A 15,758-nucleotide genomic window follows, 5' to 3' on the forward strand; every position below is an offset into this window, starting at 1 on the left:
TTTCTATCGTATCGTTTCATTATACCACAAATAAGGGGTGAAAATCTATTGCAGACTGTAAAAAATCAAAGCCTGACTGCTGGATACATAGCCTTCAAACTTTGATTTTTCTGTCTTAACTTATCTCATTCCCATTTGAGCGAGCTTGGTTTGATATTTATTTTGATCGACCAGCAAGCCCAAGCCTCCATAAACATCATAGGCATCGACCCAATCACCTAGTTCTGGAACTGTTAATCTCTCAATGCCATTTTGCGCTCCATCTAGGAAGGATAATCCATTGGTCAATAAGAAACTATAGGAAACATTCGTAGAGGTCATGCCAAAGACCTTACCAAGTGCTTCTGATCCAGTAAAGAGTTTGGTTGGATCCTTGAGTTGTTGCAGAACAGCTGTCAATACTTGCTGTTGTCTCTTGGTACGACCATAATCACCTTCGTCATCATCACGGAAGCGAGCATAATTTAGCAAGGTTGAACCGTTCATCTGCTGTTTCCCAACTTTAATCGTCTGGGTTGGAGACTCTGTTTCTGTAGCATGTAAGTCATCTCCCACCGTAGCTTCGGTTAAAGGTTGACCTTCTAAGGTTGAGAATTTGGCATCAATCGTCACCCCATCAGGGAAGAGAGTGTCAATAGCGGTTGCGAAGGCCTGAAAATCTACCAAAGCGTAATATTTAATATCCAAGTCAAAATTATCTTTCAATACTTGGCGAACCATTTCTGCCCCTTTTTGGCCTTCTTGTTCCCCCAACTCATAGGCCACATTCAACTTATTATCGGATTGCTTTCTACCGTTAATGACTTGGCTATAACCGTCTATATAAACCAAATTGTCACGCATGAAGCTGGCCAGCTTGATTTTTTTATCTGAGCCACCAACGTTTAGAACCATAATCGAGTCCGTTCTCGTCTCAGCACTGTTCTGACCAATCCGTCCATCCGTTCCCATAATCAAGATATTAACCCCATCCTTGGTATCTTGACCATGAAAAACTTCTACTTGAGCTGCCTTAGCATTGGCAGGTTTGTTTGGATCAGCATTTGAATAACCTTTTAGGAACATAAAAATCATGCCAAAACCGACACAGGCTAGAAGGGCAAGCAATCCTGCAAAAATGCGCCCCCAACGAATCTTACGTTTTTTGGACTTAACCTTTGGAAGAGGATAACTTTTCTGATATTTTTTTGCACGACTACGGTTACCATAGGATGGAAGAGGAGACTGATTGACTGGTTCCATGAAAGACTCTTCCATATCGTGATTTTCATTATAAATTTCTGGAGAAGCTTTACTACTGCTAGCCATATTTAACTTACCTTGCAGGTAAGCAAACTCTTTTTTCTCTCGCTCATTGAGGTAATGAATGTTCTTAAAAAGATAGTCATAACGCAACTGCTCGTGATGGCTTAAGGGATTTTCTTTACTCATCTTCTCTCCTTTCCATGGTCTGATATTGGATAAATAGGATAGGCGCCCAGTACTTTATACTGGATTCCAATCGCTTCTAGTTCTTTTTGGGCAAAGTGGACCAAGACCTTATCAGTATAATCCACATCAATAATGAAAAAGTATTCGCCTAGCGCTGTCTTGAGTGGACGACTTTCAATTTTTGTCAGGTCAATTCCTCGCCAAGCAAAGGTCGAAAGAGCCTTGTAAAGGGCACCTGGAAGATTGTCCGGTAAGGTCAAGGCCAAACTCATTTTCTCAGTTTGTGCTTTCAAGGGAATAGAAGGCTTTTCAGCTCCTAAAACCCAGAAACGTGTGAAATTGGCTTCCATTTCCTGAATATCCTCGGCAATTAATTCCAAGCCATATTCTTCGGCAGAACTTCTTGGTGCAATGGCTGCATAAGGCTGGTCATGATGTTCGGAAATAAAGCGGGCCGCATAAGCTGTACTAGCTGTTACCTCGATTTGGGCCTCTGGATATTGTTCATCGATGAATTTCTTTCCTTGAGCCAAGGCCTGTGGATGTGAAAAAATCTTTTCAATCTTAGTATGACCTGGAATCACCATCAACTGCTGATGAATAGGCTGAACGATTTCTGCCACTGCTTGAATGCGAGCCTGATGAAAAAGATAGTCCAAGGTTTCATGAACACTACCCTCGATAGAATTTTCAACTGGCACCACAGAATAGTCCACCAAGCCTTGCTCATAGGCCTTGATGACATCTGTAATATTGGCAAAGGCCTGCAATTCCTCCTGAGGAAAAGCTGTCTGCACAACGTGGTGTGAAAATGATCCCTTGGGACCTAGATAAGCAATTTTCATCTCAGTTCCTCTATAATTTCCTCTGGGCTTAGCTTGGTCACATCCAAAACCCGACTAGCTACTTCCTCATACCAAGCCTGTCTTTCTTGGAAAATATCTGCTAATTCTTCCTTGCTATTATTTAGAAAAAGCGGGCGCTGATTGTCCTTATCAGCTGCTATGCGTTGGTAGAGGGTTTCAAAATCAGCTTTTAGGTAGATATTATCAGAATTGGTCTTGAGTAAGTTGCGATTTCTCTGAGAAATAACCACTCCTCCACCAGTTGACACAACTTGATCTCTTTGTAGTAAATCAGCTAGGACTTCAGACTCTATCTGACGAAAGGATTCTTCTCCCTTTTCCGAGAAAAATTCCGCAATGGACATGCCTAAGCGCTTCTCTATCAGAGCATCCATATCGAGATAATCTGGATCCAATCCTCTTGCAATAGTCGATTTTCCAGCCCCCATAAAGCCTAATAACACCTTAGCCATGAATCAAGCTCTCCAAATCATCAAAGAAGCTAGGATAGCTGGTATTGATAGCTTCAGCACGGTCAAGCTCCACCTCTCCATCAGCAACCAAGAGGGCCGCGATAGCTGTCATCATGCCGATACGATGGTCTCCAAAAGTATTGACTCTAGCACCGTGAAGGGCTGATTTTCCTTTGATAATCATTCCATCTGCTGTAGGTGTGATATCCGCACCCATGCTATTTAAAGCGTCTGCCACAACCTGAATGCGGTCTGTTTCCTTGACCTTAAGTTCCTCAGCATCCTTGATAACTGTTACACCATGTGCTTGGGTAGCAAGAAGAGCAATAATGGGCAATTCATCAATCAAGCGTGGAATCAAAGCGCCACCAATCTCTGTTCCTTTCAAGTCAGAAGACTCAACAATCAAGGTAGCAGATTTAGCGACTGGGTCAATTTCAGTTATTTCTAGTTTTCCACCCATAGCACGAATGACATCGATGATACCTGTACGCGTTTCGTTAATACCAACATTCTTCAGCACTACACGAGAATTTGGAACAATCAAACCTGCGACCAACCAAAAGGCTGCACTGGAAATATCTCCTGGTACGACCACCTTCTGTCCTGTCAATTTTTGTGGCCCTTGGACTGTGATTTTCTTACCGTCCACACTTAAATGACCACCAAATTGTTGCAGCATATCTTCAGTATGATTACGGGTGCACTCTTTTTCGATAATTACAGACTCCCCCTGGGCCTGCAAGGCTGCAAACATCAAGGCTGATTTGACTTGAGCAGAGGCAATTGGCAACTCATAATGAATAGGTCTTAGGTTTTTCGTCCCTTTTAAATGAAGGGGAGGAAGGTCTCGCTCAGTTTGTCCCGAAATGCTGACGCCCATTTTTTTCAGTGGAAGAGTCACACGGTCCATAGGTCGTTTGGAAAGACTGTCATCTCCAAACATTTCTACTTCAAAGTCTGCACCAGCAAGAACACCTGAAATCAGGCGAATCGAGGTGCCAGAATTTCCCATATCAAGGGCATTTTGTGGGACTTTAAAGCCATCCACGCCCACACCTTGAATGGTAATAATCCCATCTTTATCCTCAATCTCAACACCAAGGGCACGAAAGACTTGCATGGTCGAAAGGACGTCTTCGCCACGTAATATATCATAAACCTTGGTCTCACCCTCAGCCAAACTTCCAAAGATAATGGACCGATGGCTAATAGACTTGTCACCTGGAACTCGGATACTGCCGTGTAAGTGGCTAATGTTTGTTTTTAGTTTCATACTGGACCTCATACTTGCAATACTTTTACTTATTTTATCATAAAAAGCCAGAAATTCCTTAAAATTTCTGACTTTATGATAGTTCTTTTCTTATTTTAGCAATTCTGAAACTGGTTCAAAAACAATTTTTTCAATGTCAGAAAGGTAAATTGCCAATTGTTGTTGCTTGGTAAAGAATTCTGACAAGAGGCTGTTCCCCTGAATCTGCTTGCCAAAACCTTCCATCTTCGCTTGGAAGGAAGCGTCTGGCATTTGACCTGTCTGCGCTAATCTTTGAATTTCCTCTTGAAAGGCAACATATTCTGTAAAGATTTTGCTTGCCTCAACATCTGCTGAAATAGCATCTTTAGCTGCTTTAACAGCCTTGTATTCTGGCAATTCGCGTAGACCGCGACTGAGTTCATTTGCACTATCATAAATATTTGACATGATTTTCTCCTTATTTAATGACGACTGTATAGTCGGTATTTTCTGTTATGAGGTGCTCGGCTCGTTCCAAGTCTTGAGCATTTTTAAATGAAATTTGTAGAATCCCGTGAATATCCTCACGGTTTTCCTCATTGATGTGAATATTAACCAAGGAAGTTCCACGTAGCAGTTCCAAAATCCGCAGGATAACATCTTCTTCATCGGGAACGTCGACATAGAGGTCATAAGAGCTATCCACTCCACCACGCTTATGGATTTCCATGGCCTGACGTTGCTCACGCGCTTGATTGAAAAAGTTCCAGATTTGCTCTTCATCTCCCTTGCTGATGGCTTGCCCAATCGCTTCCAACCGTTCCTTGAAATCCTCAATGCGGTCTAGAATAGTCTCACGATTGGACAAGAGAATGGAAGTCCACATACCTGGCTCACTTTCCGCAATTCGAGTCATATCTCGAAAACCACCCGCCGCAAAGCGTCTTGCCATCTCATGCTTTTGAGCATAAACAGCAGTCTGTTCCATAAGACTGGAAGCCAGAATATGAGGAAAATGGCTAATCTGAGAAGTGACTCGATCATGCTCCTTGGCATCAATCTCGATAAAACGAGCATGAAGACCTGAAAGCAGATCCTTCATTTCCTCAAGTGTGTCAGGACTTGTCAGGCTCGAAGGCGTGAAGATATAATAAGCATTTTCAAAAAGATTGACGTCCGCAGAGGCAGCCCCTGTCTTGTGACTACCAGCCATAGGATGGGCTCCGACAAAACGAACAGATTTGCCAGCCAAATACTGCTCCGCTGCATCCACAATGGCTGACTTGGTCGAACCAGCATCTGAAATAATGACCCCTTCTTTCAAGTCCAAGTTGGCCAATACCTTAATGAAAGCAATGGTTTGTTTGATTGGCAAGCTGAGAATGATGATATCCGCAAGAGGAGCAAAACTAGCAAAATCATCCGTTGCACGGTCAATCATGCCTTCTTTCAAGGCGATATCTCTCGAAGCTTGACTGCGATTATAACCTAAAATTTCATAATCTGGATGATCGCGTTTGATACCTAGGGCCATGGAGGCTCCAATCAATCCAAGACCTGCGATATAGACTGTTTTTGCCATAGGAACTCCTTAATAGTTCTTTGTATAGTCTCGGTGTTTGGCTACTGCTTCTTTTAATTCCTCTAGATTATCTGATGAGAATTTTTCAAGGATTTCTTGTGCCAGAACCGTTGCAACAACGGCTTCCATGACTACACCTGCTGCTGGAAGAGCGGTCGGATCACTTCTCTCCACGGTTGCCTTATAAGGTTCGTGGGTTTCGATATCCACACTCATAAGAGGTTTATAAAGAGTAGGAATGGGTTTCATGACGCCACGAACAACAATTGGTTGCCCATTGGTCATACCACCTTCAAATCCTCCTAGATTGTTGGTACGGCGGGTATAGCCGTCTTCTTTAGACCAGAGAATTTCATCCATGACTTGACTGCCTTTACGATAACCAGCTTCAAAGCCAAGACCAAATTCCACCCCTTTAAAGGCATTGATAGAAACAACTGCTTGGGCCAATCGCGCATCCAATTTTCTGTCCCATTGAACATAGGAACCTAGGCCGACTGGAACACCTCCAACGACTGTCTCCACAACCCCACCGATGGTATCACCATCATGTTTGATTTGGTCAATATAGTCCTTGATTTCCTGTTCTCTTTCTTGGTTAACAATAGAAACTCCAGACCGGGCAGCTCTTTCCTTAATCTCAGCAACTGTGATATTCTCAGGAACATCGATTTCCTTGCCACCGAAGACTATGACATGGTTGGCGATTTCTATATCCAGCTCAGCCAAGAGGCGTTTGGCTACTGCCCCAACTGCCACCCGCATGGTGGTTTCACGAGCTGATGAACGCTCCAAGGAATTTCTCAAATCGTCAAAACGGTACTTGATGCCCCCAACCAAATCGGCATGTCCTGGGCGAGGATGGGTGATTTTTCGTTTGCTTTTAAGTCGCTCTTCAATGTCCTCCGCAGACATGATATCCAGCCATTTCTGATGGTCCTTATTGACGACATCCATGGTAATGGGAGCTCCAGTCGTCTTCCCGTGGCGAACACCCGAAGTAAAGACAACCTGGTCACTCTCAATCTTCATACGACCACCGCGGCCGTAGCCACCCTGACGGCGTTTAAGATCGCCATTGATATCCTCAGCTGTCAAAGGAAGTCCAGCTGGAATTCCTTCAATGATAGCCGTCAGACGGGGACCGTGTGATTCTCCTGCAGTTAAATATCTCATACACTCTCCTTATTTTACCAAGTAGTCTTTCATCTCTTCCAGAGAAACTGGGTAGATGGTTGCAGAACCAAGCTCTGGCACCAAGACCAATTTCAAGGTATTGCCACGCGCCTTCTTATCATGAGTCAAAGCCTGATAAAGCTTGTCAACATCCCAGTTTTCATAGTCAACAGGCAAGCCAAATTTCTGACACATTTCTGTGATGGACTGGGTAATGCCAGCTGGCATGAGACCCTTTTTCTCAGCAACCTTGGAAATCTGCACCATGCCCATGGCCACAGCTTCTCCATGCATGACTTTTCCATAACCGGCCGTTGCTTCAATGGCATGACCAATAGTGTGGCCAAAGTTAAGGTAAAGGCGTACACCATTGTCCAACTCATCCTCAACTACCATCTTGCGCTTAACCTGACAAGAATGTTCAATCAAAGTCTCCGCATGTTCCAGAATGCTCTCTACAGAACCATCCAGCTCCGTCAATAGAGTCCATAGTTCTGGATCCTCAATCAAGCCATACTTGATAACTTCACCCATTCCTTCAATCAACTCTCTTTTTCCGAGGGTTTCAAGAACAAGTGGGTCAATCAGAACCCCATCTGGTTGGGCAAAGGTACCCACCATATTTTTAGCAAATGGAGTATTAACACCCGTCTTTCCACCGATAGAAGAATCCACCTGGGCTGTCAAGCTAGTCGGTATCTGAACAAAATGAATGCCCCGCATATAGGTAGAGGCTACAAAACCAGCCAGGTCCCCAACGACACCACCACCAAGAGCCACGATTCCATCGCTACGAGTCAGACCTTGCTTGACTAAAAATTCATAGACTTTCTGGACAGTGGTTAAATTCTTTCTTTCTTCCCCTTCTAAAAAGTCAAAAACTGCTACCTGAAAACCAGCATCTTCTAGGCTGAGCTTGACCTTCTCCGCATAGAGAGAGGCTACATGGTTGTCTGTTATGATAACCACTTTTTGTGGTTGCCAGAGTTCTCGCAACCATTGACCAGCCTGAGCCAGACAACCTTTTTCAATCTGAATATCATAAGGATGATGAGGAATATCGATTCTGATTTTCATAGGAGAATCTCCTTTTCTTTATTGGTATTTTTCTGTTAGGGACTGCCAAATCTCTTCTGTCGGCATTTCCTTTCCTGTCCACAGTTGAAAAGCTTCTGCAGCTTGATATAGCAACATTCCCAGGCCATTGATCGCTGGATTGCCCTGACTTCTGGCCCACTTCAAAAATGGCGTTTCATAGGGTTGGTAAATGATATCTGCTACTAAAAGAGTTTCTGATAGGACAATGCTTTCAGGAACTGGAGATGATTGACCGTCCATCCCTACACTTGTAGCATTGACAAGTAAATCCGACTCGGCAATCCTTGCTTGCAGTTCAGGAACATCTTCTAAAGCATACAGGTCCACTTTAAAACCTGTCTGCTCCTGTAACTTGTCTAGATAAGGTCTTGTTTTTTCCATCGAAACTGAACGAACAAAGACCGAAATCTGACTGACGCCGTCCAAAATAGCTTGCGCCAAAATGGATTTAGCCGCACCACCTGCACCCAGCAGGGTCATCTTCTTACCTGTAATTGTAAAAGAAGGCAAGCTCTTAAAAAATCCCTTGCCATCTGTATTATATCCAATTAAATTGCCATTCTCATTGACAACCGTATTAACCGCACCAATCAAGCGCGCTTCGTCGCTCATCTCATCCAAATAAGGAATCACCTGCTCCTTATAGGGCATGGACAGATTGATGCCAAACATCTGGTAGCGACGAATATTAGCCACTGTGACTTCCAAGTCAGCCGCTTCAATCTCCCAAGCCACGTAAGCACCATTGGTAGCTGTCACCTCAAAGGCACTATTGTGAATAAAGGGGGAAATAGAATGCTTAATAGGATTAGCAACAACGGCAGCTAAACGTGTATAGCCATCAAGCTTCATCCAAAATCTCCCGAATTTTTTTCATGTTAGCTAAGGAAATCTGCCCAGGAGCACTAGCCTCATCTAGACTAGCAAAAGACCAGCTAGAACCCGTCACATCCGCAGTGATACGAGATACCTTGCCCACCTTGCCCATAGAAATGGTCACATATTCCTGTTCAGGATTGAGGGTTTTAAAGCCTCGTGTATAGTTCATCAAGTCTAGCACATCCTGCTCCGTGTGAGCCATCACCGCAACCTTAACAAGTTTTGGATTTAGGCTCGTCAACTCTGACAAGATTTCCATCATGTTCTCAGGTGTTTCTTGGAAATTGTGGTAACTCAAAATAAGATTTGGGAAGTCCAGCATTTCTTCAAAAACATCCTTGTAGCTGTAGTACTCAAAATCAATATAGTCTGGTTGATAGAGTTGCGCCACTTCCTTGATTAGATGGATATATTCTTCTGGAGAAAGGTCGATTTCTCCCCCTTCAGAGCGAGTTCGCAGAGTGAAAACCAACTCACGGCCTGCGAATTTTTCAAAAATAGCTGGAGCCACCTGCAAAATCGCTTCTTTAGGCAGATAGTCGGCACGCCATTCAATGATGTCGGCATCCAGATACCTCGTGGCATCCAGAGCCTGAGCCTCCTCTAAACTTCTTGGCATTACTGAAACGATTAATTTCATTTACTAACCTTCATACTAATCACCTTGAGGTAATTACTACTTTCATCTTTTTTATTATAGGCAAAATCTGCTGGAAGACCGTATTTATTTAAAATCTGGTAACTTCTTCCTGCAAAGCCTTTATCAATTTGTTCTGTAAATTTCTGGCGGGATACATTGGCAGCATTGGTACTGGCAATGATAATCCCTCCCTGATTTAAAATCTCAAGACTCTGGGAAATCAACTTGTGATAATCCTTGGCCACAGAGAACGTTTGTTTTTTGTTCCGAGCAAAGCTAGGCGGATCTAGGACAATCACATCATAGGTCAAGCCTTTTCGTTTGGCATACTTGAAATACTCAAAGACATCCATGACTATAAAACGATGGTCGTCTGTACTGATTCCGTTTGCCTGAAAATGTGCTTGAGACAATTCTCGTGAACGTTTGGCTAAATCAACCGAAGTTGTCTGACTTGCTCCTCCCATGGCCGCAGCTACTGAAAAGGCTGCTGTGTAGGAAAACATATTGAGCAAGGATTTGCCCATAGCCAAACCGTCAACCAGACTACCACGAACCTCATGCTGGTCTAGGAAAATCCCTGTCATCAAGCCATCATTCATAAAGACTTGATACAAGACACCATTTTCCAAAACAGTGAAAAAGTCAGGTGCTTCTTGACCATAAACATGGGCTGATTCATAGTCCAAACCCTTAAAGCGGATCTTCTCATAGGTCCCTAAAACCTCAGGAAAAACCTGTCTAAAGGCTTCTGAGATAACCTTGCGAATCTGATAAACATAAGAGTTATACCAAGAAAAGACAGCATAGTCGCCATAAAGGTCCACTGTCAGACCGCCAAAGCCATCTCCCTCTTGGTTGAAGAGACGAAAGGCAGTTGTCAATTCATCTTGATAGTAGACACTTCTCTTTTCTTTTGCTTGTCTAAACAGTGCTTCAAAGAAAGCTTGATTGAAGGCCACCTTGTCCTTGCTGACAAACCAACCCAAGCCCTTGTTTTGCTGAGAAAGGTAGGCAGTCCCAAGAAAGTTTCCTTCTTGACGATAGACTTCTACTTCCTGATCCTTGAGATTGATATTCTCAAGATCGCTGGCTTCTAGTAAAACTAGCCCTTTAGCGAGCTTCTTTTCAACCCGTTTGCTGACTCTTATTCTATTCATAGTCCCTATTATAGCAAATTTTGTGACAATTCTCAAAAAAGAAACTACCCTTGCTTTTTTACTCTAGTTTTAAAAAATGGTATACTAATACTAATAAAAACTTAGGAAGTAATTGTGTGAGAATCAATTTTAACAAAATCCAAAAAGCCATGGGTACCAGACTGGGTTTTGTCCTAACCCTTTTAATCCTCTATTGGCTCAAGACCTTACTAGCCTATACCGTTGACTTTAATTTAGATATTCAAGTAGGCAAATTGCAGGGAAATTACCTTGCCTTTATCGCCTTTTTCAACCCCCTTCCTTTGGGACTCCTCCTGCTGGCTCTAGCTCTCTATGCTCGCTCAACCAAGACCTTTTACAGTCTTAGTATAGCTATTTACAGCCTTTTATTCATTTGGCTTTATTCCAATGTCTTTTACTATCGAGAATTTAGTGACTTTATCACGGCCAATACCATGAAAGTGGTCAGTAAGGTATCTGTTGGTACTGCAGAACTAGAGTTACTGCGTTTTTGGGATTTCATCTATTTTATGGATTTCCCACTGCTGGCTTATCTTCTCTATAAAAAGATCATCCAGCTGGATAGGAGACCTTTCAAATTCCGCTCCAGTGTTGCTATCACTGCTCTCTCGGCTCTGCTCTTTTCAGCTAACCTTTTCTTGGCTGAAATCGAACGTCCTGATCTCCTATCGCGAGGATTTTCTAATTATTATGTTGTCCGCGCCCTTAGTTTGCCAGCCTTTTTGGGCTATAGTGCCAACCAATCCTACAGCGCCAACAAAGAACGTGCTAAGGCTTCTGAGACCGACCTTCAACCTATTACAGATTATATTCAAGAGCATTCTGCTAAGCCCAATCCAGACTATTTTGGCCTTGCCAAAGGGAAAAATGTGATTTATCTCCACTTGGAAAGTTTCCAGCAGTTCCTACTGGACTATAAACTCAACATAGATGGAACTGATCATGAAGTCACTCCCTTCCTTAATTCCCTCTACCATTCGCAATCAACCCTAGCCTTTTCGAATATCTTTAACCAAGTCAAGGCTGGTAAAACCTCAGATGCAGAAACCATGCTAGAAACCGGCTTGTTTGGACTTGACCAAGGTTCTTTCATGGTCAACTATGGAGGTACCAATACCCAGCAGGCTGCGCCTTTTATCCTATCAAAAAATGGCTACCAATCAAGTGCAGTCTTTCACGGTAATATCGGGACCTTCTGGAATCGAAATACAACCTACAAACAATGGGGCTACCAATACTTCTTTGATGCTTCCTATTTTACCAAGCAAGACAGTAGCAATTCTTTCCAATATGGTTTAAATGATAAAATCATGATGAAAGATTCTATCCAATATCTGGAGCACCTGCAGCAGCCTTTTTATGCCAAGTATATTACAGTGTCCAATCACTATCCCTATGCTAGCAATCTAACAGGCGATGAGCTTGGTTTCCCACTGGCTAAGACCAAAGATGAAACAATCAACGGCTACTTCCAAACAGCTAACTATCTGGATAGTGCTATCAAGGCCTTCTTTGACTATCTCAAAGAAAGTGACCTCTATGAAAAATCCATCATCGTCATCTACGGAGACCATTATGGAATTTCTAACTCCCGCAATCCTGACCTGGCTCCCTTGATTGGCAAGACTTCTGAGAACTGGTCGAATTACGACAATGCCATGTTGCAACGAGTTCCTTTTATGGTGGTCATGCCTGGCTATGAAAAAGGACAAATCATCAATACCTACGGTGGACAAATCGATATCTTACCGACTCTCGAACACCTCCTTGGTATTGAGTCCAATTCCTTCCTTCAAGTTGGACAAGATCTTCTGTCTCCAGATCATCAAGAAATCGTTGCCTTTCGGACTGCTAATTCCTTCGTCACACCCAAATATACCAGCTACGACGGACGAACCTACTATACTGAGAGTGGTCTTGAAATCAGTAATCTTGATGAACAAGCTCAGACTGAACTAGAAATCGTTCGGCAGGCAGCCAGCCAACAGCTGAAAATCAGCGACCAAATTCAAACTGGTGATTTGATACGTTTCTACCAAGCAGAGCATCTTGGAAAAGTTGATACAGAAAGTATTTCTTACCTCAATTCTTTACCAATTCTGCAAAAGATTGAGCAGGAAAAAGGTAGTCAATCAACCAGTCTCTTTAGCCAACGACAAGGTAAAACCAGTGCTGACCTTTTCAAGGCACCAAGTTACCAAGAACTCCATCCAGAGTCTGCAGAAACTGAATCAAAATCACAATAAAAGATGCTCTTCCATCGTGGAGGAGCATTTCTTTTTATAAAATAAAATTCAACGAAAATCAAAGAGGAAACTGGCCTCAGGTTAACTGCGAGATTGTAAGTAGAGAGGTTGTATCAGCAATATATGTCTGTCAAATTTAGTGACGAAGATAGTAGAAGAAATATGAGGATATAAATCAGCTTCGGCAGGTATCTGGAAAATTTGATTTTATAGAAAAGCCTTCTGTTACAAACTCAATATACTATCAATAAATAATATTATAGAAGCAACAATAATTATAATTTCACCTATCTGCATAATTCTATTTCGAAATCTAAATATATGTTCTATCAAAAATACTTGGATCACACACATTATAGGAATTAACGTTTTTGAAATTGAAAAATATCCAAATAAATAAACTATAAACAACAATAATAGAACTATATTATATTTCTTATTCAAAACATTCCTCCCTATATATTTTTGATTACCAATCTTAATCATTTACAACTACATTCTAACAAACTATAAAAGCGTTTGTCGAATTGAATTTATCAAGCAAGCGACCAACTATCTCATCTTTTTTCTATTTCCGTCAATATGCGTGACAGGTAGTAATGATATCCAAAAATAGCAAGACCAAGCAGAAGGATAAGAGCTCCTACTCCCAAGCTAATGGCAAGGATAGTGGAGAGAGACTGAACCAAGAATAAGCTCCCTATTACAAGGGCCATTAAGATTGCACTATAAACCAAAATTAAAACAATTGCTACTATACGATTTGAACGGTTCACCAAGTCCGTAATGCTACTCCAATTAGTTGACAGATTTTTCACGTCCTTAAAGTAATTGTGGCAAGAAAGGATGACACTGGCAAGGATCCATGCCACAAGAAGATAAATCATCGAAAAGATGGGCAAGCCTAGATATAGAGAAAGGCCAAGTAAAGTCAGGACTGGTAAAAAGGACTGGACAGCAAATATAATCCAAAATTTCACTTTCACATAACGAGCAAAGTCAAAGGGTAAACTCTTCAGAAAATCAACATTTTCCCTCTCCAAGGACAAGGCAATTGAATGCAGGCTGGTGATATTGTTATTGACAACTGCTATAAAGAGAGCTATAAAAAACAAGGGTAACCAATATGGAGGATGAATGTCTGGAACTATCTGAGAATCTCGGATGTTGGAAATCAGACCAATCATCATGAGATAAGGAAGGAAAGCACTTGTAAAAAGCACTGTAATCACACCAGTTCCCTGTCCCAAGAGGGTGAGGTGGTAGCGTAAAACCATACGGAAAAAGCCCTTTTTATTAGTAGTTGAAATTCTCTCCTTATTGCGACGTTCTTTTTTGACCTTCTCCTCACTATTAAGCAGAATCACGTCATAAAAACGAGGAAAAACCTTCTTTTTACTCAAGTAAAGCAAGAAGAGAGTTAGTCCTATCCAAGCGAGCAGACCCAGGATGGCTTCTGTCGAAAAAGGCTCCACTGCTATTTTGTAAAAGAGATGAAGAGGATAAAGGAGAAATGGAATGTCTCTAACTTTGTCAACAATACGTCCAGAAGTCGACTGTAGAAAGAAGACAAATATTAAAGGTATGAGAACTCCTATCCCAATCATCACATTCGAAAAAATAGACTGATACTTTCTGAAGACCGTAGTCTGAGCCAAGAAATGTACTGCCACTACCATCACTAAAGTAACAGAGACAAATAATAAGGTCAAGGACAGTAGCATCAAAGGCAAACCCAACCAAAGAGAAGGTGCTAGCCTAATGTAGAGGACTAGAAAATAAGCTAGGATTGGTACAATTCCAGCTAGAGCTGGCAAGAGGACAGACAGACCTTTGGCCATTATAATCTCTGATTCTTTAAAGGCATAGGGCCTATAGGAGGCCAGGTCCTTACTCTCATAAAAGACATTGTAAAATGCAGTGAAAGAAGTTGAAAAGGCAAGCACCAGTAAAATAGCAACCATCGTACTAAAAAAACTTGGCATTTCCTCAAAAGGAAAACGAAAGGCTATATTTATAAACATTAAGAGCGTCAAGAGACTAGAAAAAATGTAAGAACTTAGGACTCTAGCGGAAGCATTTACTTTTTTCCCAGGATTCTTAGCCTGCTTCTTTCGTAGGTTAGCCAGATTAGCTTCTTGAGATGAATAGAGGATATTGATATCCACTAATTTTTTAATGACCTTGAGACGCATCTGAAACCTCCTCTTTTCTACCAGCAAGGCTAAGGTAGATACTTTCCAAAGACTGGTCTGGATGGTCTTTTCTCAAGTCCTCTACGCTACCACAATAAATCAAATGCCCTTTTTTCAAAATGGCAATCCGATCACAGACTTGCTCAGCTACCTCTAGGACATGAGTTGAAAACAAGACTGTCTTCCCTTTTTGTGCATGTTCCTTCATCATTTTCTTCAAATCAAAGGCAGCCTGGGGATCCAAACCAGTCAAGGGTTCGTCCAAGACCCAAATATCAGGATCGGACAAGAGTGCTCCGATGACAAAGACTTTCTGACGCATTCCGTGAGAAAAAGTTTCAATGACCTGATAGCGGTTTTCAGCAAAATCAAAAATTTTCAATAGCCTAGCTAGACTAGCTTCCAAGTCAGAGCTAGTCAGATCATAGGATGAAGCAATCAATTCCCAAAATTCATTGGCCGTTAAGCGTAAAAATAAGTCAGGCGAGTCTGCTACGTAGCCAATCTTCCGTTTGATCGCCAAGCGATTTTCCGATAAATCCTGACCGTCCACCAAAATACGACCACTGCTGGGCGAAATGATACTGACTAGGGATTTTATAGTGGTCGATTTTCCAGCCCCATTATGGCCAATCAAGCCCATAATCTCCCCATTTTCAATCTGCAAATTGAGATTGCTCAAAGCCTCTTTATCACCATACAACTTACTAACATTTTGAAATTCAATCATGAGAAATCTCCTCTCTTTATCTATGTAATTTACTATAATTATAGC

Annotated in this window: 15 protein-coding genes; 1 reads left to right on the forward strand and 14 read right to left on the reverse strand. The window is 42.0% G+C overall.

Annotated features, from left to right (window positions below; all coding sequences use genetic code 11):
* Positions 1 to 120 precede the first annotated feature (120 nt).
* The 11 genes from RN80_RS07920 to RN80_RS07970 form a co-directional block, all read right to left on the reverse strand.
* Complete coding sequence (locus RN80_RS07920) at positions 121 to 1,431, reverse strand: LCP family protein (RefSeq protein WP_060628568.1); 1,311 nt, start codon at positions 1,429 to 1,431, stop codon at positions 121 to 123.
* On the reverse strand, positions 1,428 to 2,276 hold the full coding sequence (gene pheA / locus RN80_RS07925) for a prephenate dehydratase (protein WP_049493369.1): 849 nt from the start codon (positions 2,274 to 2,276) through the stop codon (positions 1,428 to 1,430). Before pheA ends, RN80_RS07920 begins: the two co-directional genes overlap by 4 nt.
* On the reverse strand, positions 2,273 to 2,749 hold the full coding sequence (locus tag RN80_RS07930) for a shikimate kinase (protein ID WP_049493367.1): 477 nt from the start codon (positions 2,747 to 2,749) through the stop codon (positions 2,273 to 2,275). Before RN80_RS07930 ends, pheA begins: the two co-directional genes overlap by 4 nt.
* On the reverse strand, positions 2,742 to 4,025 hold the full coding sequence (gene aroA / locus RN80_RS07935; protein ID WP_060628569.1) for a 3-phosphoshikimate 1-carboxyvinyltransferase: 1,284 nt from the start codon (positions 4,023 to 4,025) through the stop codon (positions 2,742 to 2,744). Before aroA ends, RN80_RS07930 begins: the two co-directional genes overlap by 8 nt.
* A gap of 90 nt (positions 4,026 to 4,115) precedes the next feature.
* Positions 4,116 to 4,454, reverse strand: a complete 339-nt coding sequence (locus tag RN80_RS07940) for a YlbF/YmcA family competence regulator (protein ID WP_060628570.1) — start codon at positions 4,452 to 4,454, stop codon at positions 4,116 to 4,118.
* 10 nt (positions 4,455 to 4,464) lie between these two features.
* Positions 4,465 to 5,568, reverse strand: a complete 1,104-nt coding sequence (locus RN80_RS07945; RefSeq protein ID WP_060628571.1) for a prephenate dehydrogenase — start codon at positions 5,566 to 5,568, stop codon at positions 4,465 to 4,467.
* A gap of 9 nt (positions 5,569 to 5,577) precedes the next feature.
* On the reverse strand, positions 5,578 to 6,744 hold the full coding sequence (aroC, locus tag RN80_RS07950) for a chorismate synthase (RefSeq protein WP_060628572.1): 1,167 nt from the start codon (positions 6,742 to 6,744) through the stop codon (positions 5,578 to 5,580).
* 9 nt (positions 6,745 to 6,753) lie between these two features.
* On the reverse strand, positions 6,754 to 7,821 hold the full coding sequence (gene aroB, locus RN80_RS07955) for a 3-dehydroquinate synthase (RefSeq protein ID WP_045611295.1): 1,068 nt from the start codon (positions 7,819 to 7,821) through the stop codon (positions 6,754 to 6,756).
* A gap of 18 nt (positions 7,822 to 7,839) precedes the next feature.
* A complete protein-coding gene (locus RN80_RS07960) occupies positions 7,840 to 8,694 on the reverse strand; it encodes a shikimate dehydrogenase (RefSeq protein ID WP_045611294.1) in 855 nt (284 codons plus the stop codon).
* Positions 8,684 to 9,361: a type I 3-dehydroquinate dehydratase gene (aroD, locus tag RN80_RS07965; RefSeq protein WP_000767758.1), complete on the reverse strand. Its 678-nt coding sequence runs from the start codon at positions 9,359 to 9,361 to the stop codon at positions 8,684 to 8,686. The genes RN80_RS07960 and aroD overlap by 11 nt, the downstream gene beginning before the upstream one ends.
* Positions 9,358 to 10,521 (reverse strand): class I SAM-dependent rRNA methyltransferase, encoded by a 1,164-nt coding sequence (locus RN80_RS07970; protein ID WP_060628573.1) that lies wholly within the window; start codon positions 10,519 to 10,521, stop codon positions 9,358 to 9,360. The genes aroD and RN80_RS07970 overlap by 4 nt, the downstream gene beginning before the upstream one ends.
* Positions 10,522 to 10,670: 149 nt before the next feature.
* Here RN80_RS07970 and RN80_RS07975 point away from each other — a divergent pair, with 149 nt between their 5' ends.
* Positions 10,671 to 12,788: an LTA synthase family protein gene (locus RN80_RS07975; RefSeq protein WP_060628772.1), complete on the forward strand. Its 2,118-nt coding sequence runs from the start codon at positions 10,671 to 10,673 to the stop codon at positions 12,786 to 12,788.
* A 225-nt stretch (positions 12,789 to 13,013) separates the two neighbouring features.
* On the opposite strand, the gene RN80_RS10215 is transcribed toward RN80_RS07975, so the two are convergent.
* The 3 genes from RN80_RS10215 to RN80_RS07985 all read right to left on the reverse strand — a co-directional run bounded on the left by RN80_RS10215 (position 13,014) and on the right by RN80_RS07985 (position 15,713).
* A complete protein-coding gene (locus tag RN80_RS10215; protein ID WP_080998532.1) occupies positions 13,014 to 13,274 on the reverse strand; it encodes a hypothetical protein in 261 nt (86 codons plus the stop codon).
* A 71-nt stretch (positions 13,275 to 13,345) separates the two neighbouring features.
* Positions 13,346 to 14,983: a hypothetical protein gene (locus tag RN80_RS07980; RefSeq protein ID WP_060628574.1), complete on the reverse strand. Its 1,638-nt coding sequence runs from the start codon at positions 14,981 to 14,983 to the stop codon at positions 13,346 to 13,348.
* Positions 14,964 to 15,713 (reverse strand): ABC transporter ATP-binding protein, encoded by a 750-nt coding sequence (locus tag RN80_RS07985; RefSeq protein WP_060628575.1) that lies wholly within the window; start codon positions 15,711 to 15,713, stop codon positions 14,964 to 14,966. Before RN80_RS07985 ends, RN80_RS07980 begins: the two co-directional genes overlap by 20 nt.
* Positions 15,714 to 15,758 lie beyond the last annotated feature (45 nt).

This window comes from Streptococcus mitis, assembly GCF_001281025.1.
GTDB classification, from domain to species: Bacteria; Bacillota; Bacilli; order Lactobacillales; family Streptococcaceae; genus Streptococcus; species Streptococcus mitis_AK.

Excerpts from the sequence above, each read along its gene's own strand:
- RN80_RS07920 (WP_060628568.1), bottom strand. The coding sequence starts at position 1,431 with ATGAGTAAAGAAAATCCCTTAAGCCATCACGAGCAGTTGCGTTATGAC.
- pheA (WP_049493369.1), bottom strand. The coding sequence starts at position 2,276 with ATGAAAATTGCTTATCTAGGTCCCAAGGGATCATTTTCACACCACGTT.
- RN80_RS07985 (WP_060628575.1), bottom strand. The coding sequence starts at position 15,713 with ATGATTGAATTTCAAAATGTTAGTAAGTTGTATGGTGATAAAGAGGCT.
- RN80_RS07945 (WP_060628571.1), bottom strand. The coding sequence starts at position 5,568 with ATGGCAAAAACAGTCTATATCGCAGGTCTTGGATTGATTGGAGCCTCC.
- aroB (WP_045611295.1), bottom strand. The coding sequence starts at position 7,821 with ATGAAAATCAGAATCGATATTCCTCATCATCCTTATGATATTCAGATT.
- RN80_RS07980 (WP_060628574.1), bottom strand. The coding sequence starts at position 14,983 with ATGCGTCTCAAGGTCATTAAAAAATTAGTGGATATCAATATCCTCTAT.
- aroA (WP_060628569.1), bottom strand. The coding sequence starts at position 4,025 with ATGAAACTAAAAACAAACATTAGCCACTTACACGGCAGTATCCGAGTT.
- RN80_RS07940 (WP_060628570.1), bottom strand. The coding sequence starts at position 4,454 with ATGTCAAATATTTATGATAGTGCAAATGAACTCAGTCGCGGTCTACGC.
- RN80_RS10215 (WP_080998532.1), bottom strand. The coding sequence starts at position 13,274 with ATGATTAAGATTGGTAATCAAAAATATATAGGGAGGAATGTTTTGAAT.
- RN80_RS07930 (WP_049493367.1), bottom strand. The coding sequence starts at position 2,749 with ATGGCTAAGGTGTTATTAGGCTTTATGGGGGCTGGAAAATCGACTATT.
- RN80_RS07975 (WP_060628772.1), top strand. The coding sequence starts at position 10,671 with ATGGGTACCAGACTGGGTTTTGTCCTAACCCTTTTAATCCTCTATTGG.
- aroC (WP_060628572.1), bottom strand. The coding sequence starts at position 6,744 with ATGAGATATTTAACTGCAGGAGAATCACACGGTCCCCGTCTGACGGCT.
- RN80_RS07960 (WP_045611294.1), bottom strand. The coding sequence starts at position 8,694 with ATGAAGCTTGATGGCTATACACGTTTAGCTGCCGTTGTTGCTAATCCT.
- aroD (WP_000767758.1), bottom strand. The coding sequence starts at position 9,361 with ATGAAATTAATCGTTTCAGTAATGCCAAGAAGTTTAGAGGAGGCTCAG.
- RN80_RS07970 (WP_060628573.1), bottom strand. The coding sequence starts at position 10,521 with ATGAATAGAATAAGAGTCAGCAAACGGGTTGAAAAGAAGCTCGCTAAA.